This window comes from Scytonema millei VB511283, assembly GCF_000817735.3.
Classification (GTDB): domain Bacteria; phylum Cyanobacteriota; class Cyanobacteriia; order Cyanobacteriales; family Chroococcidiopsidaceae; genus Chroococcidiopsis; species Chroococcidiopsis millei_B.
In genome coordinates this window covers 92085-115707 of the sequence record NZ_JTJC03000005.1, presented here as the reverse complement: position 1 = coordinate 115707, position 23623 = coordinate 92085, and the positions used below count along the sequence as shown (strand labels likewise).

25 protein-coding genes and 1 other RNA gene are annotated in these 23623 nt (G+C 44.3%); 18 read left to right on the top strand and 8 right to left on the bottom strand.

All coding sequences use genetic code 11. The annotated features are described in order from the left end of the window. The first annotated feature begins 154 nt into the window (after positions 1–154). The 5 genes from QH73_RS18095 (at position 155) to rpsN (ending at position 4620) form a co-directional block, all read left to right on the top strand. Positions 155–733, top strand: coding sequence for a DUF3611 family protein (locus tag QH73_RS18095; protein WP_039716030.1), 579 nt, complete (start codon positions 155–157; stop codon positions 731–733). A 128-nt stretch (positions 734–861) separates the two neighbouring features. Next, on the top strand, positions 862–2148 hold the full coding sequence (gene serS, locus QH73_RS18090; protein ID WP_039716031.1) for a serine--tRNA ligase: 1287 nt from the start codon (positions 862–864) through the stop codon (positions 2146–2148). Between the two features lie 177 nt (positions 2149–2325). Continuing rightward, a complete protein-coding gene (gene rseP, locus QH73_RS18085; protein WP_039716032.1) occupies positions 2326–3417 on the top strand; it encodes an RIP metalloprotease RseP in 1092 nt (363 codons plus the stop codon). After that, positions 3414–4073: an endonuclease III gene (gene nth / locus QH73_RS18080; protein ID WP_039716033.1), complete on the top strand. Its 660-nt coding sequence runs from the start codon at positions 3414–3416 to the stop codon at positions 4071–4073. Before rseP ends, nth begins: the two co-directional genes overlap by 4 nt. A 244-nt stretch (positions 4074–4317) precedes the next feature. Then, a complete protein-coding gene (rpsN, locus tag QH73_RS18075) occupies positions 4318–4620 on the top strand; it encodes a 30S ribosomal protein S14 (RefSeq protein ID WP_015153568.1) in 303 nt (100 codons plus the stop codon). A 3-nt stretch (positions 4621–4623) separates the two neighbouring features. Here rpsN and QH73_RS18070 read toward each other — a convergent pair whose 3' ends face one another. Further along, entirely contained in the window at positions 4624–4953 is a 330-nt protein-coding gene (locus QH73_RS18070; RefSeq protein WP_039716034.1) for a DUF8822 family protein, read from the bottom strand. A 176-nt stretch (positions 4954–5129) separates the two neighbouring features. Between QH73_RS18070 and aat the strand changes: the two genes are divergently transcribed. Continuing rightward, entirely contained in the window at positions 5130–5711 is a 582-nt protein-coding gene (gene aat / locus QH73_RS18065) for a leucyl/phenylalanyl-tRNA--protein transferase (protein WP_039716035.1), read from the top strand. Positions 5712–5968: 257 nt separating this feature from the next. Further along, positions 5969–6214, top strand: a complete 246-nt coding sequence (locus tag QH73_RS18060) for a ChaB family protein (RefSeq protein ID WP_039716036.1) — start codon at positions 5969–5971, stop codon at positions 6212–6214. Between the two features lie 171 nt (positions 6215–6385). Here the strand turns inward: QH73_RS18060 and QH73_RS18055 are convergent, their stop codons facing one another. Next, the gene (locus QH73_RS18055) at positions 6386–7111 is read right to left on the bottom strand and encodes a Crp/Fnr family transcriptional regulator (protein WP_039716037.1); all 726 of its coding nucleotides are present in this window, start codon (positions 7109–7111) and stop codon (positions 6386–6388) included. Positions 7112–7630: 519 nt separating this feature from the next. Here QH73_RS18055 and QH73_RS18050 point away from each other — a divergent pair. Both QH73_RS18050 and QH73_RS18045 read left to right on the top strand, forming a co-directional pair. Then, a complete protein-coding gene (locus tag QH73_RS18050; protein ID WP_039716038.1) occupies positions 7631–8359 on the top strand; it encodes a Crp/Fnr family transcriptional regulator in 729 nt (242 codons plus the stop codon). 339 nt (positions 8360–8698) lie between these two features. Next, a complete protein-coding gene (locus QH73_RS18045; RefSeq protein WP_039716039.1) occupies positions 8699–9739 on the top strand; it encodes a hypothetical protein in 1041 nt (346 codons plus the stop codon). A gap of 64 nt (positions 9740–9803) precedes the next feature. Here QH73_RS18045 and QH73_RS18040 read toward each other — a convergent pair whose 3' ends face one another. From QH73_RS18040 to QH73_RS18025, 4 genes are all read right to left on the bottom strand, one after another. Further along, positions 9804–10331, bottom strand: a complete 528-nt coding sequence (locus QH73_RS18040; protein WP_039716040.1) for a hypothetical protein — start codon at positions 10329–10331, stop codon at positions 9804–9806. A gap of 79 nt (positions 10332–10410) precedes the next feature. Further along, positions 10411–10848 carry a hypothetical protein gene (locus QH73_RS18035; protein ID WP_132867351.1) on the bottom strand — a complete coding sequence of 146 codons (438 nt, stop codon included), beginning with the start codon at positions 10846–10848 and terminating at the stop codon, positions 10411–10413. Between the two features lie 113 nt (positions 10849–10961). Next, positions 10962–11141 carry a CsbD family protein gene (locus QH73_RS18030; RefSeq protein ID WP_039716042.1) on the bottom strand — a complete coding sequence of 60 codons (180 nt, stop codon included), beginning with the start codon at positions 11139–11141 and terminating at the stop codon, positions 10962–10964. Between the two features lie 484 nt (positions 11142–11625). Then, on the bottom strand, positions 11626–12156 hold the full coding sequence (locus tag QH73_RS18025) for a hypothetical protein (RefSeq protein ID WP_052290102.1): 531 nt from the start codon (positions 12154–12156) through the stop codon (positions 11626–11628). Positions 12157–12448: 292 nt separating this feature from the next. Here QH73_RS18025 and uvrB point away from each other — a divergent pair, with 292 nt between their 5' ends. The 4 genes from uvrB to QH73_RS18005 all read left to right on the top strand — a co-directional run bounded on the left by uvrB (position 12449) and on the right by QH73_RS18005 (position 17446). Further along, positions 12449–14446 (top strand): excinuclease ABC subunit UvrB, encoded by a 1998-nt coding sequence (uvrB, locus tag QH73_RS18020; RefSeq protein ID WP_039716043.1) that lies wholly within the window; start codon positions 12449–12451, stop codon positions 14444–14446. Between the two features lie 81 nt (positions 14447–14527). Beyond that, positions 14528–15901 (top strand): BaiN/RdsA family NAD(P)/FAD-dependent oxidoreductase, encoded by a 1374-nt coding sequence (locus QH73_RS18015; RefSeq protein ID WP_039716044.1) that lies wholly within the window; start codon positions 14528–14530, stop codon positions 15899–15901. 91 nt (positions 15902–15992) lie between these two features. Next, a complete protein-coding gene (gene lpxD, locus QH73_RS18010) occupies positions 15993–17033 on the top strand; it encodes a UDP-3-O-(3-hydroxymyristoyl)glucosamine N-acyltransferase (RefSeq protein WP_039716045.1) in 1041 nt (346 codons plus the stop codon). 56 nt (positions 17034–17089) lie between these two features. Continuing rightward, entirely contained in the window at positions 17090–17446 is a 357-nt protein-coding gene (locus QH73_RS18005; protein WP_039716046.1) for a four helix bundle protein, read from the top strand. Between the two features lie 29 nt (positions 17447–17475). On the opposite strand, the gene QH73_RS18000 is transcribed toward QH73_RS18005, so the two are convergent. Next, positions 17476–18282 carry an SDR family NAD(P)-dependent oxidoreductase gene (locus tag QH73_RS18000; protein ID WP_039716047.1) on the bottom strand — a complete coding sequence of 269 codons (807 nt, stop codon included), beginning with the start codon at positions 18280–18282 and terminating at the stop codon, positions 17476–17478. 251 nt (positions 18283–18533) lie between these two features. Between QH73_RS18000 and QH73_RS17995 the strand changes: the two genes are divergently transcribed. Then, positions 18534–19319, top strand: a complete 786-nt coding sequence (locus tag QH73_RS17995) for an HAD family hydrolase (protein WP_039716048.1) — start codon at positions 18534–18536, stop codon at positions 19317–19319. A gap of 125 nt (positions 19320–19444) precedes the next feature. Here the strand turns inward: QH73_RS17995 and QH73_RS17990 are convergent, their stop codons facing one another. Next, positions 19445–19798: a phage holin family protein gene (locus QH73_RS17990; RefSeq protein ID WP_039717559.1), complete on the bottom strand. Its 354-nt coding sequence runs from the start codon at positions 19796–19798 to the stop codon at positions 19445–19447. A 211-nt stretch (positions 19799–20009) separates the two neighbouring features. Here QH73_RS17990 and QH73_RS17985 point away from each other — a divergent pair, with 211 nt between their 5' ends. The 4 genes from QH73_RS17985 (at position 20010) to QH73_RS17970 (ending at position 23518) form a co-directional block, all read left to right on the top strand. After that, complete coding sequence (locus tag QH73_RS17985; protein ID WP_039716049.1) at positions 20010–20507, top strand: pentapeptide repeat-containing protein; 498 nt, start codon at positions 20010–20012, stop codon at positions 20505–20507. Next, positions 20504–21724 carry a 5-(carboxyamino)imidazole ribonucleotide synthase gene (locus QH73_RS17980; RefSeq protein ID WP_039716050.1) on the top strand — a complete coding sequence of 407 codons (1221 nt, stop codon included), beginning with the start codon at positions 20504–20506 and terminating at the stop codon, positions 21722–21724. The genes QH73_RS17985 and QH73_RS17980 overlap by 4 nt, the downstream gene beginning before the upstream one ends. Before the next feature lie 146 nt (positions 21725–21870). Continuing rightward, positions 21871–22052: non-coding RNA, 6S RNA (ssrS, locus tag QH73_RS17975), on the top strand. 200 nt (positions 22053–22252) lie between these two features. Then, positions 22253–23518, top strand: coding sequence for a M16 family metallopeptidase (locus tag QH73_RS17970; RefSeq protein WP_052290103.1), 1266 nt, complete (start codon positions 22253–22255; stop codon positions 23516–23518). Positions 23519–23623: the final 105 nt, after the last annotated feature.

Below are 23623 nucleotides of genomic sequence, written 5' to 3'. Positions count from 1 at the left end.
GTTGTCTTAGCCAACGCGACAAGATCTCTTACAGGAAGGGCTGTGGAGTAGGGTTTGAGGATTTTAGATGTAAGAATTATTACAAGTTACGAATTATGAATTCTATTTTAAGAGCGATAAGTATCTGTTTAATAAATCCAAACTGGAGATAAATATGTTTGATAAGTCGGGTACGAAGCCTCCTCCGGCATCGCTTGAATCCATTGCTAACCAGTTTCGGCTGACTGGTTGGATTGGCTTTTGGTCGCAGATCGTTTTGGGTGTTGTTTCTGCCGTAGTTTTGTTGCTATTTGCCGTATTCAGTCAGCGAACTGGCAGTCCTAGTAACAATCCTGGGACTGGATTTGGCATTTTTCTCGCTGTCTGTGGATTGATTGCCCTTGGCATGAGCGTCTACTGTGCTTTTCGATACACCAGACTAGGCAGACAACTCCGGTCATCGAATCCTGCTAACCGTCCGCGCAAAGTTTATACGATTCAAGTTATCAAATTTGCTTTAGTCGTTAACTTGGTAGGAATGCTCTTGAGCCTGTTTGGAGCTTATGCGATTATTGGGACTCTATTTGCTAGAGCAATAACGCCGCAAGCGCTAGCAGCAGGAATATTCGACCCCAACAGAGTCATCGGCGGATTGGACATATTAGCAGTGCAAGCAAATACAAATACCATTTTTGCTCACTTTCTGGGATTATCCAGCGCTTTATGGCTACTCAATCGGATTAATCGGAGTTGAGGGAGTCGGGGAGAAGAGAGCTGCTCTTGAGCTGAGGGAGCGATCGGGAGCTGAGGGAGCAACTACCAATGACCAATGACCGCTCGTGATAGTGTTGTAACCAGAACTAGAAGAAGCTAAACAGATCCGTGCTGGATATCAAGCAAATTAGAGAAAATCCCCAAGCCGTGCAAGAACGGTTGCAGCGTCGTGGCGACTATGACTTGCAACCATTGTTGGAGTTAGACCGTCAACAACGGGACTTAGAACAAGCGCGATCGCAACTCCAAGCCCGTAGTAACGAAATTGGTAAACTCGTCGGACAAAAAATTAAATCTGGTAGCAGTCCTGACTCTCCAGAAGTGCAAGATTTGCGAGAAGAAGGCAACACGATCAAAACTCGGTTGAGCGAACTCGAACCGCAAGAAAGAGAGCTAAAAGAACAAATCGAAACTTTCTTGCTCACAATTCCCAACTTACCAAGCGATTCTACCCCGATTGGTAAAAACGAGGAAGACAACATTGAAGTGCGGCGTTGGGGAGATGAGTATCTGCCCCAAAACGCGAATATTCTGCCTCACTGGGAAATTGGTGAAAAGCTAGGGCTGCTCAATTTCGAGCGATCGACAAAAATAGCCCAAAGCCGTTTTGTCAGTTTAATTGGTATTGGGGCGCAGTTGGAAAGAGCATTAATTCAATTCATGCTCGATCGCCAAACCGCCGCAGGTTATGTAGAAATCATCCCACCCTTTTTGATTAATTCTCAATCCCTCACAGCCTCCGGTCAACTACCCAAATTTGCCGAAGAAAGCTTTAAGTGCGCCAATGACGATCTGTGGCTCAGTCCCACAGCTGAAGTTCCGATCGCGAATTTATATCGAGGAGAAATTTTAGCAGCCGAAGATTTGCCAATTTATTATTGCGCTCATACACCGTGTTTTCGCCGTGAAGCTGGTAGCTACGGTAGAGATACGCGAGGACTCATTCGACTGCACCAATTTAACAAAGTCGAATTATTCAAATTCGTCCATCCCGACACCTCAGAACAAGAGCATCAAAAACTATTGCACGACGCAGAAGCGATCTTACAGGCATTACAACTGCCTTACAGAGTACTAGAACTGTGTACGGGCGATCTTGGTTTTTCCTCTACAAAAACCTATGACTTAGAAGTGTGGCTACCCTCATCGGAAAAATATCGAGAAATTTCCAGTTGTTCCAACTGCAAGGATTTTCAAGCTCGCAGGGGGAGCATTCGGTTTAAGGAAGCAGGCAAAAAAGGAACCCAGTACGTCCACACCCTCAACGGTTCCGGTTTAGCTGTAGGTCGGACAATGGCAGCAATTTTAGAAAATTACCAGCAGCCAGATGGCACGGTAAGAGTACCGGAGGTGTTGCAACCTTACTTAAGGCGAGAAGTGATTGGGGAGGGGTGAGGAGCGAGGAGTGAGGAGCGAGGGAATGAACAGAGCTGAGGAAGCTGAGAGCTAAAGTCGGGAAGTCGTAAGTCGTAAGTCGTAAGTTGAAATTCCTCTGCTCCCTGCTCCCTGCTCCCTGCTCCCTAATCAGTAGAATGAAGAAATATGTAGCTAAATTTATCGAGAATTGATTCTATGTCAGTTTTGGCAGCGATCGCAGTCTTAGCCGTTTTAATTTTGGTACACGAGCTAGGACACTTTATAGCCGCACGGTCACAGGGGATTCATGTCAATCGTTTTTCCTTGGGCTTTGGACCGATTTTGTGGAAATATCAGGGACCGGAAACCGAATACGCGGTTCGTGCTTTTCCCTTGGGTGGTTTCGTGGGATTTCCTGACGACGATCCCGATAGTACGATTCCTCCTAATGACCCCAATCTTTTACGCAATCGCCCGATTCTCGATCGCGCAATTGTCATTAGTGCTGGGGTAATTGCCAACTTAATTTTTGCCTACTTGCTTTTGGTAACTCAAGTAGGAACTGTAGGCGTGCAAAAATTCGTTCCCGAACCTGGGGTACTCGTTCCTGTCGTGGCTACAGATGTGAGTTCTGTGGCTGCTAAGGCTGGCATTCAACCAGGAGATGTGATTTTAGCGATCGAGGGAAAGCGATTAGAGGCTGTTCCTGGGACTTTGGAATACGTCAAGCAAACAATCGCAACGCATCCCAACCAACCTTTAGAACTACAACTTCAACGGGGCGATCGAACTCTAGATTTAACTATTACGCCAGAGCGCAGCCCTGAAGGTCAAGGACGGATCGGCGTTCAACTCAACCCCAACGGTAAACTAGAAACTCGCCGTGCTGCAAATATTCTGCAAGCTTTCAACCTGGGAGCAAACGAATTCCAAAAAATTGTCGTTCTCACGGGTCAGGGATTCGTCCAACTGATTAGTAACTTCAGCCAAACTGCCAACCAAGTTGCAGGACCAGTCAAAATTGTAGAATTTGGCGCAAATATTGCTCAGTCGAATCCAGCTAATTTACTTCAATTTGCCGCTTTAATCAGCATCAACCTTGCTATCATCAACATCTTGCCTCTACCAGCTCTAGATGGTGGTCAATTGGCGTTCTTGTTCGTGGAAGGACTGCGCGGCAAGCCCCTACCGACTCATATTCAGGACGGCGTAATGCAAACAGGGCTAATGCTATTGTTAGGATTGGGAATTTTTCTGATCGTGCGCGATACTGCTAACCTACCTTGGGTGCAAAAGTTCTTTCAGTGAACATAACTCGGAAGTGGGCATCGAAAAAACAACGGGCATTGGAAATTCTAGTGCGCCTAAAGCGGCTGTACCCCAATGCCCCTTGTACGCTCAATTATGCAACGCCTGTTCAGCTTCTGGTTGCAACTATACTTTCAGCTCAGTGTACGGACGAGCGCGTGAACTTAGTCACGCCTGCTTTATTCGGGCAATTTCCCGATGCTGAAGCACTAGCTAAGGCGGAACCAGTTGAGATTGAAAATCTCATCCGTTCGACAGGGTTCTATCGCAACAAAGCTAAGAACATTCAAGCCGCCTGCCGGATCTTGGTAGCGGAATATGGAGGAAAAGTCCCTCCCAGCATGGAACAACTCCTACGCTTGCCAGGAGTGGCGCGAAAAACGGCAAATGTGGTGCTGGCTCATGCCTTTGGAATTAATGCTGGAGTCACGGTAGATACCCACGTCAAACGCTTGAGCTATCGTTTAGGATTGACGAAAAATACAGATCCCATTCACATCGAGCGCGATTTGATTCGGTTGCTCCCCTCAGATGACTGGGAAAACTTTTCAATTCGGATTATTTATCACGGACGAGCCATTTGCAAAGCACGCAATCCTGCATGTGAGGCATGTTTGCTCTCCGATTTGTGTCCCTCGGCTAATGTAAGGGAGTAGGGAGTAGGGAGTAGGGGACAAGGGAGAGAAAGAGAGCTGAGGGAGCGATCGGGAGCTGAGGGAGCAACTCAAAATTCACGCATTCACGCATTCACGCATTCAAAATTTCCCTACACCCCACACCCCACACCCGCATCGATCGCACCACTCTCTTTCCCTCGCTCCTCGTTCCTCACTCCTCACTCCTTCCTAATGAGATACAATGGAAAACGGTGTCTTTAGGGAACAATAGCTTTCAGCATTTATGGCTAAAAAGAGCATGATCGAGCGCGAGAAAAAGCGCCAAAAGATAGTTGCAAAGTATGCTGACAAACGTGAGGCATTGCTTGAAGATTTTCATAATGCCGAATCTCAAGTCGAGAAACTAGAAATCCATCGGCAAATACAACGCTTACCCCGCAGTAGCTCTCGTACCCGCCTCCACAATCGTTGCTGGGTTACGGGTCGTCCTAGAGGGTATTACAGAGACTTTGGGCTGTCTCGCAACGTGCTGAGAGAATGGGCGCACGAAGGGCTATTACCAGGAGTCGTTAAGTCGAGCTGGTAGGTTTTATTGACCGCAACAGCGATCGATGCCCAAGCTATCTAGGAGCAGATCGCTGACTGCATTAGCAACAGCAAATTCGCTGTAAAAGCTTTTAGAAAAATCAAATTCTTGCATTTCTGTGACGATCGCGATCGCTAGTGAACCTAGATCGTTCTCTCCCTCCATTCGCTGCCGGACGAATATTTGAGCAGCGCGACGAGATATTTGTTGATTAGCTGGCTCTGGCAGAAATTCTGTATCGAGCCATTGTTGCAGGGCTGCTTGCAACCATTCCCCCTCTTGTAGAGGATCTTTAGCTGGTGGCAATGTGACTGGCGGAATTGGTTCAGCCATAACTAGGGGTTAGGAGCTAGGGGCTGGGGGCTAGGCTAAGAGAATTTAGTATATTATTCTATATTTTCGGTTCAGAATCAAAAGTCTCAGTTATCAGTTATTAGTGACTAGTGGCTAGTGGCTGGACTCAATTCTTGTCACTAGCCACGCTTTCACTAGCCACTCACCAACGACCAATGACCAAATATGACGTGTCTGCAATCGTAGAGGGATATGCCCAGGGCTATTTCCTGATGGCTGACGAGACAGGTGAAAATTTGAGTTGGTATTCTTGCGGCGATCGCGCTTTCATTCCCTTGGATGAAAGATTTCATTATCCTAAGTCTTTACAGCGAGTTTTAAACTCTAACCGTTTTACTGTTGCGATTAATCGCGATTTCAAAGCTGTGGTAGCTGGATGTGCTAACCGCAAAACAACGTGGATTTCCCCTCAATTACAAGAAATTTACTGGTTGCTCTATCAATCTGGCTATGCCTATAGTTTTGAAACTTGGCAAGGAGATGAATTAGCAGGAGGAATTTTAGGAATTGCGATTGGTGGTGCTTTTATCGGTGAGTCAATGTTTTATCGCCTTCCTGAAGCTTCTAAAGTTGCAATGGTGAAGTTAGTTGAAAGATTGCGCGATCGTCATTTTGTTTTCTTCGACGCTCAAATTATGAACCCTCACTTAGCAAGGTTTGGGGCTTACACAGTCAGCGAGAAAGAATATCGTTCCTTACTCCGTCTCGCCTGGAACAGCTCTTGCTCGTTTGCTTAAGCTTTATCGTAACAAAAGTAATTGTTCGCTCGTTTTTTGACTTCTGACTTCTGATTTCTGATTGCTGAATTCTTATACTAGCTCCCTCTATCTCACGAAAGAAATTGTGAAAAAATACTTCTAGATAATTAGTGTAGTAATTTAGAATACTCGATTGAAAAAACTACCTGCTGTTGTATTTATGCTTGTGGAAAGAGGAAGCCTCTCTATTTCCTCTCTAGGATTGAACTAATAATGAAAGTAAGGGAAAATAGATCGTGGCTTACAACAAAGTAGAAGAATTACCAGCAGAAATTACCGAAAAATTACCCCAACACGGACAGCAGATCTTTTTAGCCGCATTTAATGCCGCCCAGTCAGATGGGATGAGTGAAGACGCTGCAACGAATGTTGCTTGGAACAGCGTTAGCCAAGAATACGAACAAGGAGAAGATGGTAAGTGGTATCAGAAACCAGAAGATACCGCAGTACACGATAAGTCTACCGTATCTGGTGGCAATTAGTAGATAGTTTTAACATTCGGTACTCAGACTCAGCGATCGCAAAACTGTCTAACATGAACTGGCACGAATTTAAACAAAACTAAGGTTAAGAAAACTAAAGTCAAGAAACTCCGCTTATGCGGGTTTCTTCTGTTTTTTAATCGCTGAGGATTGAATTGCAACTGCGAACCGTCAACTAAACAAGCGATCGCGCTCTGCTCGTAGCAAACTGTAACACTCGCAGGCTGTCGCCTCTAAACCTTGGCGATCGCAAATCGTCATCTTACCGCGGTTATATTGAAGTAAACCCATTTTTTGCAGTTTTAATGCCACCTCTGTCACGCTAGCACGGCGCACGCAAAGCATTTGAGCTAAAAACTCTTGGGTCAACTCAAATTTATCGTCTCTGGCACTATCGTGCATCATCAGCAACCAGCGACAGCATCGTTGTTCGACGGTATGGCGGCTGTTGCAGGCAGATGTTTGAGCAATTTGGATTAGGAGCAGATTGATATACCGTTGTATCCAGAGAGATAGAGTATCGACTTGAGCGATCGCTTGCTTGAAAACATCTGCTCTCAGCCGTATTGCTTCCCCGGGAATTTGGACGATCGCCTTAAAGCTGGATATGTCTGTTCCCAAAAATAAAGGAATACCCGCCATACCTTCGTTGCCTACCACACCTACCTCTACTGCCATACCGTCTGTCATGACGGTTAAGAGGGAAACCAAACAACTAGTTGGAAAATAGACATAAGGTATTCGCTCTTGTGGCTGAAACAAAACTTGCTTGAATGCCAAAGAAACAATTTCGAGATGAGATTGGAGGCTGCAATAGGCTTCTTGAGACAAGGCAGATAGTAAGCGATTGTTTAAATCTTTTTGATTAACTAATCGATCGAGTCCAAATCCACTCATTGGCAGATGTCCTTAGCCATTTGTTTTTTATAAGGAAAAGGTGTGGCAGAGGACAGGGAAGTGCTTTTGCTAATTATATTTCCCACCGAGAAGTAAATCTTAAATACTACTTAAGAATACATACAAATTCAGTATAACAGGTCGTGTATGTACGGTATCGTACTTTGGTTTGCGTAAGGTTTGTGTACTATTTTGAAGTGAAAAGTCGATCCATGTCCGTAACCCCGATTGCATGAAGTCAAAATATTATCGATTTATCGCTCCAATCCAATACCAGATCTTCATTCTTCACATTCGATATTGGTTGCTGTGTCAATGCTATTACTTGGTAAAAGCAAGCTGGTAGTAAATAGCTCAAATATTTGATTTCCCCTCATTTTCATCTTCCTACAACGCTCGATAGGTGGCAGTACCGACATCCTCGGAACTAACGCTGGAGTGATGTCAAAAGTTGTCTTGCGTTATTCAAGCAAGTTTATCCTCAAATATTTTCATTTAACTCGGTGGAGGAAGCTTTACGTGTCGGACTCTGAAGCTAACGAGCTTTATCGAAAAAATCACTTGCTGGCTGCTTTACCAACGGAGGAATACCAGCGCCTACTACCTCACTTAGAAGTTGTCTCTTTATCTCATCGGCAGATTTTGCATGAAATTAACGAGATAATCGAATACATTTATTTTCCCACTCAAGCATTAGTCTCAATGGTATCGCTGATGGAGGACGGAGCGACTTTAGAAGTAGGTGTGATAGGAAGAGATGGCATAGTAGGTTTACCAGTCTGCTGGGGAGGTGGCAGCGCCACAACTCAGGCGATCGTGCAGATTCCTGGTAGTGCCATAAGAATAACAGCCGATCGCCTCAAAGCCGAGTTCGATCGCCACGGAGTGCTATATCGGCTCATACTGCTCTATACCCAAGCTTTATTTACTCAAGTGGCTCAAACAGCTGCTTGTAACAGCCGCCACACTGTAGAGCAACGTTTGGCACGATGGTTGTTATCAATCGAAGATCGAATTGAGTCGGAGCAATTATTACTGACTCAAGAATTTATCGCTCAAATGTTAGGTATCCGCCGTTCTGGGGTAACTGTAGCAGCTACAGCTTTACAACAAGCGGGAATGATTCGTTATTCCCGGGGCAAAATTGCTATAGTCGATCGCCAACTGCTGCAATCTACTGCCTGTGAGTGTTACAAAGTCGTCAAAAATGAGTTCGATCGCTTGATACGTTTAACACACAATATTTAACACGCAATCCCAATTAATTCGCCGCTTCATTAACTGTTGAGTTTTTTTGAGTCTACGTCCGCTACCGTACAGTCACATTTTAGCTCAGTAGATATACTACTTGAAGCATGTCTATTCTCATAGCTGTAAACTCAGAAACATTCAGAGTCTATTGATTGCTTAGTTGCATACTTGTCAATGTTAACGAGCTTAACAAAAGAGACAAACCAACAAGCACAATCCAATTGCAACAACCTTAACAAAGCGATCGCACTTTCCCATCAAAAAGTTTAATCAGTGAGAAAAACGCTGTTGATTTTTGCCAAGCTGCATCTACAATTTTGACTCATGAGTTGTCTTATGACCTCAGAAAACGAGCGCGATATCCAAAATCAAAAAGTTGCTAAGCTTTGGGGTAGTAGTTGGAAAAAACTCAGTCCCAAGCAGAGACAGTTAGTGGGAGACATCATGCAAGATGTCAAGATCGTGTCTATTGGCGATCCTCTGGAAGTAGAAGTTAGTAAAATGCCACCTCCAGAGTTTGCCGACGTTACGCCAAGCGATCGCTCTACTTACTTTGGCGAGCGTAGTTCTTCCGAGCCTCATTCCAATAATGTTTTCGCAATTACATGGCAATCGCTTCTCAAGAAAACTACAGATGCTTTAGTAGAAGAACAAAAAGATTTGAAGCAGCTTCAGTTTATCTTTCAAGAATTAGATTATCAACAAATTACAAACAATACTATTAATGATATTAGTACGATTGTCAGACAGCCAGCAGATTTAGGGGCGATCGCAACACTTGAAACCCAAATCGAGCTGCTGAAAGAACTACTCGATAACTATTTTATTCAATCGTTTTCATCTGTAGCAAATTGCTGTGAAATAACTCTACAAACCGATTTAGATGATGCACTTAAAGATTTAGTTCAACAAGCACAAAGTTTAGGATTACTAGGATTGGGAGCTTTTACATTCGCAGCAAACTTACATCTATTGCTTCTACATGAAAAGGTGAAGTCTTTACCCCAAGAGCGGCAGCATCTCAACTGTATTCTCAATAATTATATAGCTTATGCTAAAAATACAATAAGGCTAATATTTAGACTATCTGTAGGTAAAATTGATAAAGCTTGTACGTGTATAAAACATTATTCAAATTTTGATGAGAACCCTGAATATGAATGCCTATATTCTGATGGGAAAGATATTTATATTTTTCGCGATCGCAGCGAACAGGCAGGATATGAATGTAATAAGCACAGATTAAAAAAGTTTCATTCTACGGTAGATCGAGTGATGCAAATCATAGTTCAACCCCTGCGATCGACAATTAAAGCCTGGGAAAAACTAGCAGTTAAGATGTCGCTTTCACCAGAGATACGAGTTTTGAATCTGTAGGGGCGCACAGCTGTGCGCCCCTATATGATGCTATTGCACCACAATACATCTCTATGCCTAGATGTTATTTCCGATGGCTACCTAGCCACTTAGCCGCAGCGATACCCAATACGGCTGCTACTAGAGGATTGCTCAGGAACTTGATAATAGCAGGTTGTTCTGCCATGACTTCTTGAAAGATGTCTGGATGGTTGTGATATGCATAAGCAGCCAATTTGCTTACATCATCAGCGCTCATGCGATTGGGATTGTGAGTAGAAAGTCCCAGTTGTTGTTCTAAATCGCGATCGTGGAGTCCTTTCTTACTTAAATGCTTAAAGAAAGCACGCGCCACATCATCCCGTTCGTTGGGTTTAATTTGGGCGATCGCTTTCTGCAATTCTGGCTCCATTTGCGCTGGAGGAATGCGCTCGTGCTGTAAAGAATTACCGAACATTTGACGGCGCTGATCGTATGACGATCTTTGAGCGAAATCGTCAAAGTTTTCGTACTCTTGTTCTGGATTATTTGAGGAATATGCGTCAAGGTTTTCCGTGTTACCTTGCGCTAGATCGTTCATGATTTCCCTTCTGTATTTGTCGCTGCTAGTCATAACTCCAATCTCCTTTTTTTAAACCGTTCACTTGGCATCGATCGTTAGCAACTTAACAAATGACAAATGACAAATGACACTACTTGTATTGAATCTGATTTGTTTGCACATCGTATTGTGCTGTCAAAATCAGTTTCTTGTCAGGAGCGTACATTAAAACTGTCAAGTCCTGATTAGGGAAGTTTTTATGAAACCCTTGTGCCAAAGATTTCGCTAATGGCTTCACTTCATTCGGACGAACATCTGGGGTAATAACTACGCCTAGCTTATTGTTGTCTCTTACATATGCGTCTTGAACCAGTCCTTTACCCGTGCGAGTTACCCAAGTCCCGAAATCTTGCCCAACTGGTGTATTTCCGCGGGCAATTTGTCCGTAATCGGCGCTGCGACTAACTGTTGGTACATTCGCATTGGGTTGCCTTGCTTGTACGCTGCTACTACAAGCAACTGTTGTTGTCAGTAAGAAAATTGCTGAAAGAACAATCGCAATTCTACGAAAGTGCTGCATGAAATTCACTTCCGTTTCCTCCCTAAAATTATTGATTTCAATTCTGTTTTTGAAAAAAAAGTGAGGAAGGTAAAATTACACAATTTTGCTTATTTTTACCTTCCCAATTTTCTGAAATTTGATTAGAGGTTCTTCTTCACTTCATCTTTCACGTCTTCAGCAGCATGACGTGTTTGACCTTCTGCTTGCTTAGCTTTACCTGCTGCTTTATCTTCAGGATCGCCTGTAATGTTTCCTAAAGCTTCTTGGGCTTTTCCTTCAATATTTTTAGCAGTAGCTTTTGCTCTATCTTCTGCGCTCATGCTATTTCTCCTTGTGAATTCAAATTAGCTTCTAAGTTGATTGTCAACTTGGGAGAGCTTTTATCTCTCACATTGAACAATCTATCTGAAAATAATAGTTTTAGCCTTCTGCCACAAGACTGATTCGAGTTCTCTATAAAAAGAAAGAGAGGAATGTTAAGTTAAGTCAAAATTTAAAAGATAAAAGTCAAAAACGTGAATTTTGGAACTTAGAACTCATATTTAATTTTTGAAATTTACGTAGGATGCGTTAGCACGATCGCGTCACGCATCACTCTCAGTTTTTGGTGCGTGACGCGCTGGCGTAACTAATCAAAATTTTATTACGTAGAAATGGGTTGATTCAAAGTAAAGTGCAAAGCTAGAAAAGTAGGGTGAACATTGCCCACCCTACTTCCATCGATTACCAATTACCACTTACTAACAAAAAACCTAGCTGCATTAAACAACTAGGTTGGTAAAGGCACGATTGTATTTTGATTTTTTAATCGATATAACCCATTAAATATGGATAGTTATCGATTTCATTAGAAGCAATTGGACGCATTCCAGAAGATACATATGTGTTGGAGAAATCGAAGGCATCTTCGGCGATGGGGCGATCGCCCATCAAGGGGATAATGTTGGAGTACTTGAACTCGTCTGCCATAATTGGACGCAATCCGGCTGAGTTGATCGTGTCTACAATTTCTAAATGGTTTGCTTCAATCGGGCGGATACCGGAAAGATTTACCGTGTCAAATACCTCAAAATCGCTAGCCATGATGGGGCGAATCCCATGCATGTTCACTTCTTCTCGCACCACCATACTACTTGCGGCGATGGGGCGCAGTCCTGCCACGTTGACAACGCTACCACCAGCAAGTGGCTTGCCATCGGCAGAGACAGTTATAGCTGAAGTTTCAATCTCGCCAGTCACCACTTGGTTCTCTGCCTTGGAATCAGTACTCTTGGCACGCGATCTGCGGCTGGTGGAACCATTACCATTTTTTCTAGCATTACTGGCATTAGTCATAATCGCAAACCTCTAAGTTTCTATCGAGCAATAGCAAATAGCCAGAGAAAATTCCGAGTGCTTTTTATCGGTTAATTACTGCTATCTGAGTTTAACGTTAAAAAAGATTATATAGTTATAGGTATCTTAACGGGCTAAACATAGAAAAACTTAAATATGTTAAGATATATTAAACGCAGTTGGTAGTTGGTAATTGGTAATTGGTAATTGATAGTTGTTCCCTCAGTCTCCTCATTCCCCTCAGCTCTCTTCTTACCCTAACTCCTAGCCCCCAGCCCCTAGCCCCTTCTTTATGATGCAATTTAGCCTTCAAGCGCCGTTTACACCTACAGGCGATCAACCGCAGGCGATCGCTCAACTTGTAAAGTCCATTCAAGCCGGACATCGTTATCAAACTTTACTTGGAGCTACGGGAACGGGTAAGACGTTTACAATGGCTGCGGTGATTGAAAAGATTGGCAAGCCAACGCTGGTACTCGCTCACAATAAAACCCTTGCTGCCCAACTTTGTAACGAGTTGCGGGAGTTTTTCCCCAATAATGCGGTAGAGTACTTTGTCAGTTATTACGATTACTACCAACCAGAAGCCTACATCCCTGTCACCGATACATTTATTGAAAAAAGTGCTTCGATCAACGACGAGATCGATATGCTGCGCCACTCCGCTACGCGATCGCTTTTTGAACGGCGAGACGCGATCGTCGTTGCTTCTATCAGTTGTATTTATGGCTTGGGAATGCCAGCCGAGTACCTCCGCGCCTCGATTCCCTTACAAGTGGGAATGGAAGTGAACCAGCGGGAAATTTTACGCAGCTTAGCATCCGTACAGTACAACCGCAACGATGTAGAAATGGGGCGGGGAAAATTCCGCGTGCGGGGTGATGTATTAGAAATTGGACCCGCTTACGAAGACCGAATCGTCAGAGTAGAATTCTTTGGGGACGAGATCGACGCAATTCGATATGTCGATCCAGTGACAGGGGAAATCCTTCAGAGTTTGGAAGCGTTGAATATCTATCCAGCGCGACACTTCGTCACTCCAGAAGAACAGTTAGAAGTCGCGCTTGAGGCGATCGCGGCGGAACTAAAACAGCGTAAAGCTGAATTAGAAGCAGAGAATAAGTTGCTTGAAGCGCAACGCATCGACCAGCGGACGCGCTATGACTTAGAAATGTTGCGTGAAGTCGGCTATTGCAATGGCGTAGAAAACTATTCCCGTCACCTAGCGGGAAGACAAGCAGGGGAACCGCCAGAGTGTTTGATCGATTATTTCCCGAACGATTGGCTGTTGGTTGTAGATGAGTCTCACGTCACCGTACCCCAGATCCGGGGGATGTACAACGGCGATCGCGCCCGTAAGTTAGTCTTGATCGATCATGGTTTCCGCCTACCCAGCGCCGCCGATAACCGCCCGTTAAAATCAGAAGAATTTTGGACAAAAGTGAATCAGTGTGTATTCGTTTCTGCTACCCCTGGTAATTGGGAATTAGAAGTTTCAGAGGGACGAGTAGTAGAACAAGTGATTCGTCCTACAGGTGTAGTCGATCCAGAGATTTTCGTCCGTCCTACCGAGGGGCAAATTGACGATCTTTTAGGTGAAATTAAACAGCGGGTGGATCGGCGCGAACGGACGCTAGTAACAACACTGACAAAGCGGATGGCAGAAGACCTGACAGAATATCTTCAAGACCACGGTATTCGCGTCCGCTACCTCCACTCTGAAATTAACTCGATCGAGCGGATCGAAATTTTGCAAGATTTGCGCGAAGGTAGTTTTGATGTCCTGGTAGGAGTGAACTTGTTACGGGAAGGATTAGACTTACCCGAAGTCTCCCTAGTGGCAATTTTAGACGCGGATAAAGAAGGATTCTTGCGGGCAGAGCGATCGCTGATTCAAACTATCGGTAGGGCAGCCCGAAACGTGCGGGGACAGGCGATTTTGTACGCCGATAACCTCACAGATAGCATGGCAAAGGCGATCTCTGAAACAGAACGACGACGGGCAATCCAAATCGAATATAACGAAAAGCACGGAATTACGCCCCAGCAGATCGTGAAAAAATCGAGTAACGCGATTTTATCCTTCTTAGCCGTGTCGCGCCGCTTAAACACCCAAGAATTAGAAACCGTCTACGAACAAGCCAGCGATTTACCCTTAGAACAGATTCCAGAATTGATTACCCAACTGGAAGCGCAGATGAAAGAAGCGGCAAAAAATCTAGAATTTGAAGAAGCAGCAAAATATCGCGATCGCATCAAGCATCTGCGGGATAAATTGCTGGGACATTAAATCAGTTGTCAGTTATCAGTTGTCAGCGATTGAGCGACTGTCAACTGTCAACCGTCAACCAACAACCAACAACCAACTACCTTGCAATTGAAAGTCATAGTTATCGGCGGTGGGGCGGCGGGTTTTTTTAGCGCGATCGCCTGTGCGGAAAACCATCCCCATACGGAAGTCACTTTACTAGAAGCTGGTCGTCAACCATTGACGAAAGTGCTAATCTCCGGCGGAGGGCGCTGTAATGTCACCCATGCTTGTTTCGATCCAGCCGCATTAGTTCAAAATTACCCCAGAGGCGGAAAAGCCTTGCGGGGTGCATTTACGCGGTTTCAAAGTCAAGATACTGTCGATTGGTTTGCTCGTCGTGGCGTACAGTTAAAAACTGAAGCAGACGGGCGGATGTTTCCCATCACCGATAATTCCGAAACCATCATCGAATGTCTGATCCATGCAGCCGCAAAAGCAGGTGTGAAGGTAAGGACAAATGCAGCGGTGGCTGCTGTTTCAGTTGTCAGTTGTCAGTTATCAGTTATCAGTGAAGAAAGGAAACGGGGAACGGGGAACGGGGAACAGAGAGCTGAGAAAGCTGAGGAGGTTGAGGAAGAAGTTTTCAACCGTCAGATGTCAACCGTCAACTGTCAACCAACTACCAATTCAAAATTTGAAGTCGAACTCAAATCTGGCGAAGTCCTAGAATGCGATCGCCTGCTATTAGCGACGGGTAGTAATATGGCGGGTTATCGCATAGCGCGATCGCTGGGACATCAGATCGAGCCGCCAGTCCCGTCTTTGTTTACTTTCAATGTTTTGGATAAGAGTTTGCGGGAGTTAGCAGGGGTGAGCATGAACCCCGTGCATCTCCGATTGCTGACGGATAGTAAGACAAAATTAGAACAAACAGGCGCTTTGCTAATTACCCATTGGGGTTTAAGCGGTCCCGCCGTCCTCAAGCTTTCGGCGTGGGGGGCAAGGGCATTGCATGACTGTCATTATCAAGCGAAACTATTGGTTAACTGGTTGCCAGAATTGGATCGGGAAACGCTGCGATCGCAAATTCTCTCCGTCAAAACAGCACAACCAAAAAAAGCGATCGCTTCTTATCGTGGCGTGAATGTTTTGCCGCACCGTCTCTGGCAATACCTAATTGTACGGGCGGGAATTGCGCCAGAAGACCGTTGGGCGGGAATCTCTAATAAGGAGATCGATCGCCTGATCCAAGAAATTGCTCAAGCTGAATACCTCATCCAAGGCAAAGGAGCTTTCAAAGAAGAATTTGTCACCTGTGGCGGGGTCAAATTGAAAGAGGTTGACTTTAAAACCATGCAAAGCCGTCTCGTCCCAGGGCTTTACTTTGCTGGCGAAATCCTCGATATTGATGGCGTAACTGGAGGCTTCAACTTTCAAAGTGCCTGGACAACTGCATGGTTGGCTGGACAGGCGATGGGAAACAGTTCTCAGTGACTAGTGACTGGTGAATGGATGAATTCTAGCAACTAGCCACCAGCCACCAGCTACTCATCAACTACTAATTACCAACTCTGTAACTCTGAAAATGAAATTTAGCGAAATTGTGAGTAAATTGGGTGAGGCGGCTAGCAATAACAGCCTTGCTACTAAGCCAGACTGCGATCCTGAAATTACGGGTATAGCCGCAGTCGATCTAGCGACAACTGAAAATATCAGCTACATCGACGGGGACAAGTTTGCTGCTTACATTCATGAAACTGGCGCTAGTGCCCTGATTTTGCCTCAAGATGAAACTTTAAAGGAGCAAGCGCAACAACGGGGAGTTGCGTGGATCTCTACGTCTCAACCCAAATTGATGTTTGCTCAGACGCTGGCGTTGTTCTATCAGCCCTATCGTCCCAAACCAGCGATTCATCCCACGGCTGTGATTCATTCTTCGGTACAGTTAGGTGCGGAAGTGGCAATTGGCGCACATGTTGTTATTGAAGCTGGTGGAAAAATTGGCGATCGCGCTTGCATTCATCCTAATGTAGTCATTTATCCAGATGTAGAAATTGGCGATCGCACGGTGTTACACGCTAACTGTACGATCCAAGAACGCAGTCGGATTGGTAAGGATTGCGTGATTCACAGCGGGGTTGTCATTGGTGCAGAAGGGTTTGGCTTCGTGCCTACGGCAACTGGTTGGGTCAAAATGCCACAGTCTGGCTTTGTGGTGCTAGAAGATGGCGTAGAAGTAGGATGTAACAGCACGATCGATCGTCCTGCTGTAGGAGAAACCCGCATCGGTCGCAATACCAAACTCGATAATCTGGTACACATCGGTCACGGTTGCAAAATCGGTGCTAACTGTGCCATGGCGGCGCAAGTTGGTTTAGCGGGAGCCGTCGAATTGGGAGATGGAGTCATTCTTGGCGGACAGGTGGGAATTGCCAACGAAGTCAAAATGGGAAATGGGGCGATCGCTTCTGCAAAAACAGGGATTTATCACAACGTTAAACCGAAAGACATTGTTTCCGGTTATCCTGCTATTCCCCACAAAATCTATCTCAAAAACTCAGCTATTTACAAGCGACTGCCAGAGATATACGAATTTTTCAAGCAACTTCAGCGCGGCAAGTCGTAAGTCGTAAGTCGTAAGTCGTAAGTGTTATATTTTATACATATACTTTAAGTATGTGTATGAGTAAAGTTGTTCCAATTACTGAGAGAACCAAGCAATTTGCTATCAGAATTATCAAAGCATCTCACTTTTTAGATGAAAAGCCAGGCATTTACAGGACACTATCAAAACAACTCCTACGTTCCGGTACATCTATAGGCGCAAATATTCGGGAAAGTAAATCTGCTCAATCTGATAAAGATTTTTTACACAAAATGGAAATAGCATTGAAAGAAGCTAGAGAAACACAATACTGGCTAGAAATCTTAATTGAATCTGGCATGGTTAATCCTAAAAGATTTCAACCGTTATTAGATGAAGCTAACGAAATTGGAAAAATTTTAGTCACCTCCACTCAAAAACTGAAGGCAAAATAACTTACGACTTACGACTTACGACTTACAACTTATTTTTTAAATGTTTGCCGAGACAACCATTGCACGACCCCAGGGAATACATTGTATGCAGCTTGAGCGAAATTAGCAGAACCAACTACGACTTCAGCCCGTTGGTGTTTAACTCCTTCCCAAATTGCTTTCGCTACATCTTCCGGCTTTTCTACAAAAGGGGTATGTAATATTTCTTCTAACTGTTGTCGGCGCGATTGGGCATCTGCATCATCATGACCTGTAAAAATTGCCCGTTCTGTAAAACTGGTTTTGATGATGTTGGGATAGATGCCGCAGACGTGAATTCCTTTAGGCTTAAGTTCTGAATGCATGGCTGCTGTCATGCCAGCAACGCCGAATTTAGTGGCAGTGTAGGGAGCTAGGTAAGGAATTGGTACTTTACCCCCAATCGAACTGATATTGACGATCGCGCCTTGTCTACGTGCCAACATGTGCGGTAAAACGCTGTGGATTGTATGAACGTAGCCGCAGAGGTTGGTATCGATTGTATGATGCCACTCTTCTAGGGAAAAGCTTTCTACCGGACCTGAGACGTATATTCCGGCATTGTTGATGAGGACATCAATTGCGCCATAATGTTCTAGTGCTTTGTCGATCAGATTTTTTACTTGGTCTGGATCTCTAACATCTGTAGGGACTACCAAGGCTTGGCGATCTAGTTTTTGGATCTCCTCCGCTACAACCGCGAGGCGATCTCTATGTCGCGCAGCCAGCACGAGATCGTAACCTTTGCTGGCAAAAAGCAAAGCAGTTGCTTCGCCGATTCCTTGGGATGCGCCTGTAATCAGTACTATTGGAGCCATACCGAAAGTAAACTATCACTAGTATCTATTACTTGGCTATTCGTGTTTTATTACCTCCCTCTGTTGGCAGAATTCGCAAGCGAGTCAAGAAAAAGATTTTTATGCCACGCAAAGCCGCATACGCGCAGCGTTCTCGAAGAGTAGACGCAAAGTGTTTTTTGTGGAGAAAGTTAAGTAAAGGAAGCTAAGAAAAGGGTTTAGATATTTTTAAAGTAGAATTTTTCAGATAAAAGATTTTTAAGTTATTGATTATGGGTTTTACTCCACTCGAACAGATTGATGGCAATTTTTTAAAAAATATTAAGATAATTGCTACTGATATGGATGGGACTCTGACGCAGAAAGGGAAGTTCACGTCAGATTTGTTGCTGATGTTTGAAAAGTTGGCTGTGGCAGATATTCAAGTTTTGATCGTGACTGGACGTTCGGCTGGTTGGGTGAGTGGATTAGTCAATTATTTACCGATCGCTGGGGCGATCGCGGAAAATGGCGGTTTGTTTTATTCAGCGGGAAATGAAGAGGCGATCGCGCTTACATCCATTTCTAATAGAGTAGAACATCGGCAAGAATTAGCAGCGGTTTTTCAAAAACTTCAACAATACTTTCCTCAAATTCGTGAGTCCAGCGACAATTGCTTTCGGATTACTGATTGGACTTTTGCTGTACGAGGATTAGGTGTAGAACAGTTAAACCAACTCAGTAATATTTGTCAAGAATTAGGTTGGGGTTTCACTTACAGCAACGTTCAATGCCATATTAAGCCGCTCAATCAAGATAAAGCAAATGGTTTAATGCAGATTTTACAAGATTACTTTCAATGTCTGCCAGAACAGGTATTAACTGTTGGCGATAGTCCTAATGATGAGAGTTTATTTAATCCTCAGTGTTTTCCCTTTTCTATTGGAGTTGCAAATGCGCTTGAGTACGCCGATCGGCTAAATTATCAACCTAGTTACATTACAAAAGCGATTGAAGGACAAGGCTTCTGTGAGTTAGCTAGAGAAATTTTCAAAGTTTCAGGTAAATTGAGTAATTGAAGTTTTAGATTTCAATCTGAAGATATTTGTAGGAAGCTAAGGTTTTTTCTTGTGTTTGAGAGCAATTTTGAATGGAGACAGCTAATCAATGACTCTCAATTTCTTCACTTTCAAGATTTTGCAATTTAGCTCTGTACGACTCGCTCAACTAAAAAATTAATGATGCCTGCAACTAGTGTTAACACAATTGAACCAACTAAACCTGGTAACAATCCCGTGACAGTAAAGCCAGGTGATAAAGCTCCTGCAATCCAAATACTAATACCATTTACTACAAATAAAAATAATCCTAAAGTCAAGATTGTGAGCGGTAGGGTCAACACAATCAAAATCGGTCTGATGACAGCATTAACTAAACCAATAATAACCGCGGCGATTAAAGCTGCGGCAAAGTTCGTAACTATAAAGCCATTAACTATGTTTGCCGTAATTAGTAAAGAAACTGCGGTCACGAGCCAAGTCAACAGGAAATGTACCATGATAGTTTCTACTGAAATGACAAGATGATATTCGTACTTATTTAATAAATACCACAGTGGCATTTGTCTGTTGATAAATTTGCCACTCTCGATTTGCTAATTTTAGGCAACGAGCTGAAAAGTATGGGTTGTGGCTTCTGCCCTCTAGTTTCTACCCCCTGCCTTTGAGAGTGAATGCGATAAGCTGAAAAGAGTAGCATTGAGATCTCACATGGTATTTTTGCGGCAACTGGCAGGATTATGTATCGCGATCGCTCTATTCGCGATCTGGACTTTACCTGCCCAAGCTTTAGATTATCCGCCGCCGCTCTCCTACAGCAATGCAGAGCTGACAGGTAAAGACTTTTCGAGACAAATTTTAAGAGCCGCAGAGTTTTCTAATGCCAATTTAGAGCAGGTTAATTTTGCTGATGCTGACTTGCGCGGGGCAGTCATGAGTGCTTCAGTGATGACACAGACAAACTTGCACGGTGCAGATCTGAGTATTGCTATGGTCGATCAGGTAAAAATGACGGGAGCCGATCTGAGCGATGCTGTATTGCAAGAAGCCCTTTTACTCCGTACTATCTTTACTAATGTTGATATTACAGGTGCGGATTTTAGCGACGCGATTTTAGACGGGGCGCAGGTAAAAGAATTGTGCCAACGAGCAAGTGGGATTAACTCAAAAACAGGTATTGCAACTCGCGAATCTTTGGGGTGTCAATGAAGCGTGTCGGTGTTATTGGTGGCGGACAGTTAGCCTGGATGATGGCTGATGGAGCCAAGAAGTTAGGGATCGAACTGGTAGTACAAACACCAAATAAGAGCGATCCAGCAGTGGCGATCGCTACAGAAACAATTATCGCCGCGATCGACGATGCCGAAGCAACAAAAGCACTAGCTGAAGATTGCGAGATCGTGACTTTTGAAAATGAATTTGTCAATCTAACCGCTTTATCAACTTTAGTCGAGCAAGGAGCCTGCTTTCGTCCCGGGCTAGATGTCTTAGCTCACATTCTTGATAAATACGAGCAACGCTGCTATTTACAGCAAATTGGTTTACCTGTCCCCAAGTTTATCGCTTTAGATGCTTTAGGGAGTCGGGAGCAGGGAGCAGGGAGCAGGGAGCAGAAGGAAAACGAAGAAGCTTTTATCTCATCACGCACCACTTACAACGCACCACTCACCACTTTTCCTGTCGTACTCAAAGCTCGTCGTCACGGATATGACGGACAAGGGACTTTTATTATTCAGGATGCCAAGACTTTAGAAGAAAAATTATCTGCATCTCAACGTCCAGAAAAACAGTCTCAGTATCTATTAGAAGAATTTATCCCTTTCGATCGCGAATTGGCAGTCATTGCTGCTCGTTCCGTCACAGGTGAGATAGCAATTTATCCCATTGTCGAGACGCAGCAGCAAGAGCAAGTTTGTCGGCGAGTATTTGCCCCTGCCGATCTTAGTGCAGAATTAGTTCGAGACATCGAAGCGATCGCCCGCACGTTTTTAGAAAGTCTACAAGCTGTTGGTATATTTGGGATCGAATTATTCCTCACCTCAGAAGGTAAGGTATTGGTCAATGAAATTGCTCCCCGCACGCATAATTCTGGACACTTTACCCTAGATGCTTGTGCAGTTTCGCAATTTGAACAACATCTTCGCGCTATCTGCGGTTTACCATTGGGAAATCCTACCCTCCGCAGTGCTGGGGCGTTGATGGTGAATTTATTAGGTTACGAAACTTCTTCTGGACGCGACTATCTCGCCCAACGTCAAAAAATTGCCCAAATTCCTCAAGCATACGTTCGCTGGTACGGCAAAACCGCATCTCGCCCAGGACGCAAACTAGGACACGTCACCGTATTATTAAACGATCGCAATCGTCACACAGCAGAGGCGATCGCTCAACAGATTGAATCAATTTGGTATTCAGTTGACAGTTGACAGTGACTAGTGGCTAGTGACTGGTGGCTAGTGGAACCAGAATAGCTCCCTTGTCTCCCTTGTCCTCCTTGTCTCCTTGTCCCCGACTCCCGATTCCCGATTCCCGTTTGCTTGTCGATTTTCCCTAAAAAGTTATAATGGTTGGAGTTCAACTGCGGCGTTGGTGACTGCCAATAATGTTTTTGATCTATGCTTAAACATTTAAGGGAGTCAAAATTGCTAACGGCAGTAGACCGAGCAAGTACTCGGAAACTTTAAGTTAAGCTAATCGATTCCCACCTGGATTTTCCAGGTCAAAACTGAGGTAAGACGGCGTTGCGGTGAACTTATAAGCATGAACTCCTTTGGCTAATGGCTGAAGGAGTTTTTGATTTTGGTCAGTTATCAGTTGCCTCTAGCCTAGCTCACCAACTACCAACTACCCATTACCCATTACCAATAAATTTTTGTATCAATTTATGCAATTCATTATTTGTGCTAACAGTAATATAAATAAACTTAATGTAGTCTTAATTTGGGCTTAAGCGTTTGTCGCCTCTACTGATAGCACCGAGTCACTCGCCGACTATTCTTCAATTAGATTCTGGTATAACTCTCATACATCAATACCTTCCTGCAACTACAGTGGTAGTCACAGATATTTGGTTGCGGGCAGGTGCGATCGCAGAGCCGGAAGCATGGTACGGGATGGCTCACTTTCTGGAACATATGATATTTAAAGGGACGGAGACGATCCCGCCAGGAGTGTTCGATCGCGTCGTGGAAAATAGAGGTGGAATGACAAATGCTGCTACTAGCCACGACTACGCTCACTTTTATTTGACAACAGCCGCTCCTTACTGGGAAGATACGCTACCGTACTTGTCAGAATTGTTATTAAATGCCGCTATTCCCGAAGACGAATTCGATCGAGAGCGGGAAGTTGTCTTAGAAGAAATTCATGCTTGTTACGACGATCCAGACTGGATTGGATTTCAAACCCTGAGTGAAAGTATCTACCAACAGCATCCTTACGGGCGATCGGTTCTGGGTACGGAAATAGAGTTAATGCAGCACTCGCCGGAAGCAATGCGGTGCTTTCATCGCGCTCATTACCAACCCGAAAATATGACGGTAGCAATCGCGGGTGGAATTGAAACAGAACGAGCGATTGAAATCGTCAACCGCAGTTTCGACCGATTTTTACCACGAATAGAATTACCACCTGTAGAGGAAGTCAAAAAACCACTACTAGCTGGAATTCGCCGCCAAGAATTATATTTACCAAGACTGGAACAAGCACGGCTACTCATGGCTTGGATCGCACCAGGGATCGACCAATGGCGCAGTGCTTATGGTTTAGATCTGATTTCAGTTATATTGGGCGCGGGACGTTCTTCTCGCTTAATCCGCACTCTCAGGGAAGATAAACAATTAGTCCAAGCACTCAGCAGCCAGTTTTCCCTACTGCAAGATGCTAGTTTATTTACCATTAGTGTTTGGTTAGAGCCGCAACATTTAGAAAAAGTAGAAGAATTAATTTGCGCCCATTTAGAACAGTTACAGACAGAGGCGATCGCCCCGGAAGAACTCGCGCGCGCTCAGCGAGTTCTGTGTAACGACTATGCTTTTTCTACCGAAACACCAGAACAACTGGCAGGGTTGTATGGTTACTATCAAACTCTAGGCGAACCAGAGTTAGCCACAACTTATCCCCAGCAAATCAAATCCTTCGATTCCGTCGAACTCCAACAAATTGCCCAACAATACCTTTCTCCTTATTCCTACGCGGTAACAGTTGTCAAACCTTGTTAACTTAGGGAGTAGGGAGCAGGCAAAGAGAGCTGAGGGAGCGATCGGGAGCTGAGGGAGCTGAGGAAGCGATCGGGAGAAAGAAATTTAAAATCTCTACACCCTAAA

Bases quoted from the DNA above. Each gene is read 5' to 3' on its own strand.
- QH73_RS18045 (WP_039716039.1), top strand. From the start codon at position 8,699: ATGACCTCAGAAAACGAGCGCGATATCCAAAATCAAAAAGTTGCTAAG.
- QH73_RS17985 (WP_039716049.1), top strand. From the start codon at position 20,010: ATGGTATTTTTGCGGCAACTGGCAGGATTATGTATCGCGATCGCTCTA.
- QH73_RS18030 (WP_039716042.1), bottom strand. From the start codon at position 11,141: ATGAGCGCAGAAGATAGAGCAAAAGCTACTGCTAAAAATATTGAAGGA.
- QH73_RS18005 (WP_039716046.1), top strand. From the start codon at position 17,090: ATGAGTAAAGTTGTTCCAATTACTGAGAGAACCAAGCAATTTGCTATC.
- uvrB (WP_039716043.1), top strand. From the start codon at position 12,449: ATGATGCAATTTAGCCTTCAAGCGCCGTTTACACCTACAGGCGATCAA.
- QH73_RS18040 (WP_039716040.1), bottom strand. From the start codon at position 10,331: ATGACTAGCAGCGACAAATACAGAAGGGAAATCATGAACGATCTAGCG.
- QH73_RS18095 (WP_039716030.1), top strand. From the start codon at position 155: ATGTTTGATAAGTCGGGTACGAAGCCTCCTCCGGCATCGCTTGAATCC.
- aat (WP_039716035.1), top strand. From the start codon at position 5,130: ATGACCAAATATGACGTGTCTGCAATCGTAGAGGGATATGCCCAGGGC.
- rseP (WP_039716032.1), top strand. From the start codon at position 2,326: ATGTCAGTTTTGGCAGCGATCGCAGTCTTAGCCGTTTTAATTTTGGTA.
- QH73_RS17980 (WP_039716050.1), top strand. From the start codon at position 20,504: ATGAAGCGTGTCGGTGTTATTGGTGGCGGACAGTTAGCCTGGATGATG.
- QH73_RS18025 (WP_052290102.1), bottom strand. From the start codon at position 12,156: ATGACTAATGCCAGTAATGCTAGAAAAAATGGTAATGGTTCCACCAGC.
- QH73_RS17995 (WP_039716048.1), top strand. From the start codon at position 18,534: ATGGGTTTTACTCCACTCGAACAGATTGATGGCAATTTTTTAAAAAAT.
- QH73_RS18055 (WP_039716037.1), bottom strand. From the start codon at position 7,111: ATGAGTGGATTTGGACTCGATCGATTAGTTAATCAAAAAGATTTAAAC.
- QH73_RS18070 (WP_039716034.1), bottom strand. From the start codon at position 4,953: ATGGCTGAACCAATTCCGCCAGTCACATTGCCACCAGCTAAAGATCCT.
- rpsN (WP_015153568.1), top strand. From the start codon at position 4,318: ATGGCTAAAAAGAGCATGATCGAGCGCGAGAAAAAGCGCCAAAAGATA.
- lpxD (WP_039716045.1), top strand. From the start codon at position 15,993: ATGAAATTTAGCGAAATTGTGAGTAAATTGGGTGAGGCGGCTAGCAAT.
- QH73_RS17990 (WP_039717559.1), bottom strand. From the start codon at position 19,798: ATGGTACATTTCCTGTTGACTTGGCTCGTGACCGCAGTTTCTTTACTA.
- QH73_RS18000 (WP_039716047.1), bottom strand. From the start codon at position 18,282: ATGGCTCCAATAGTACTGATTACAGGCGCATCCCAAGGAATCGGCGAA.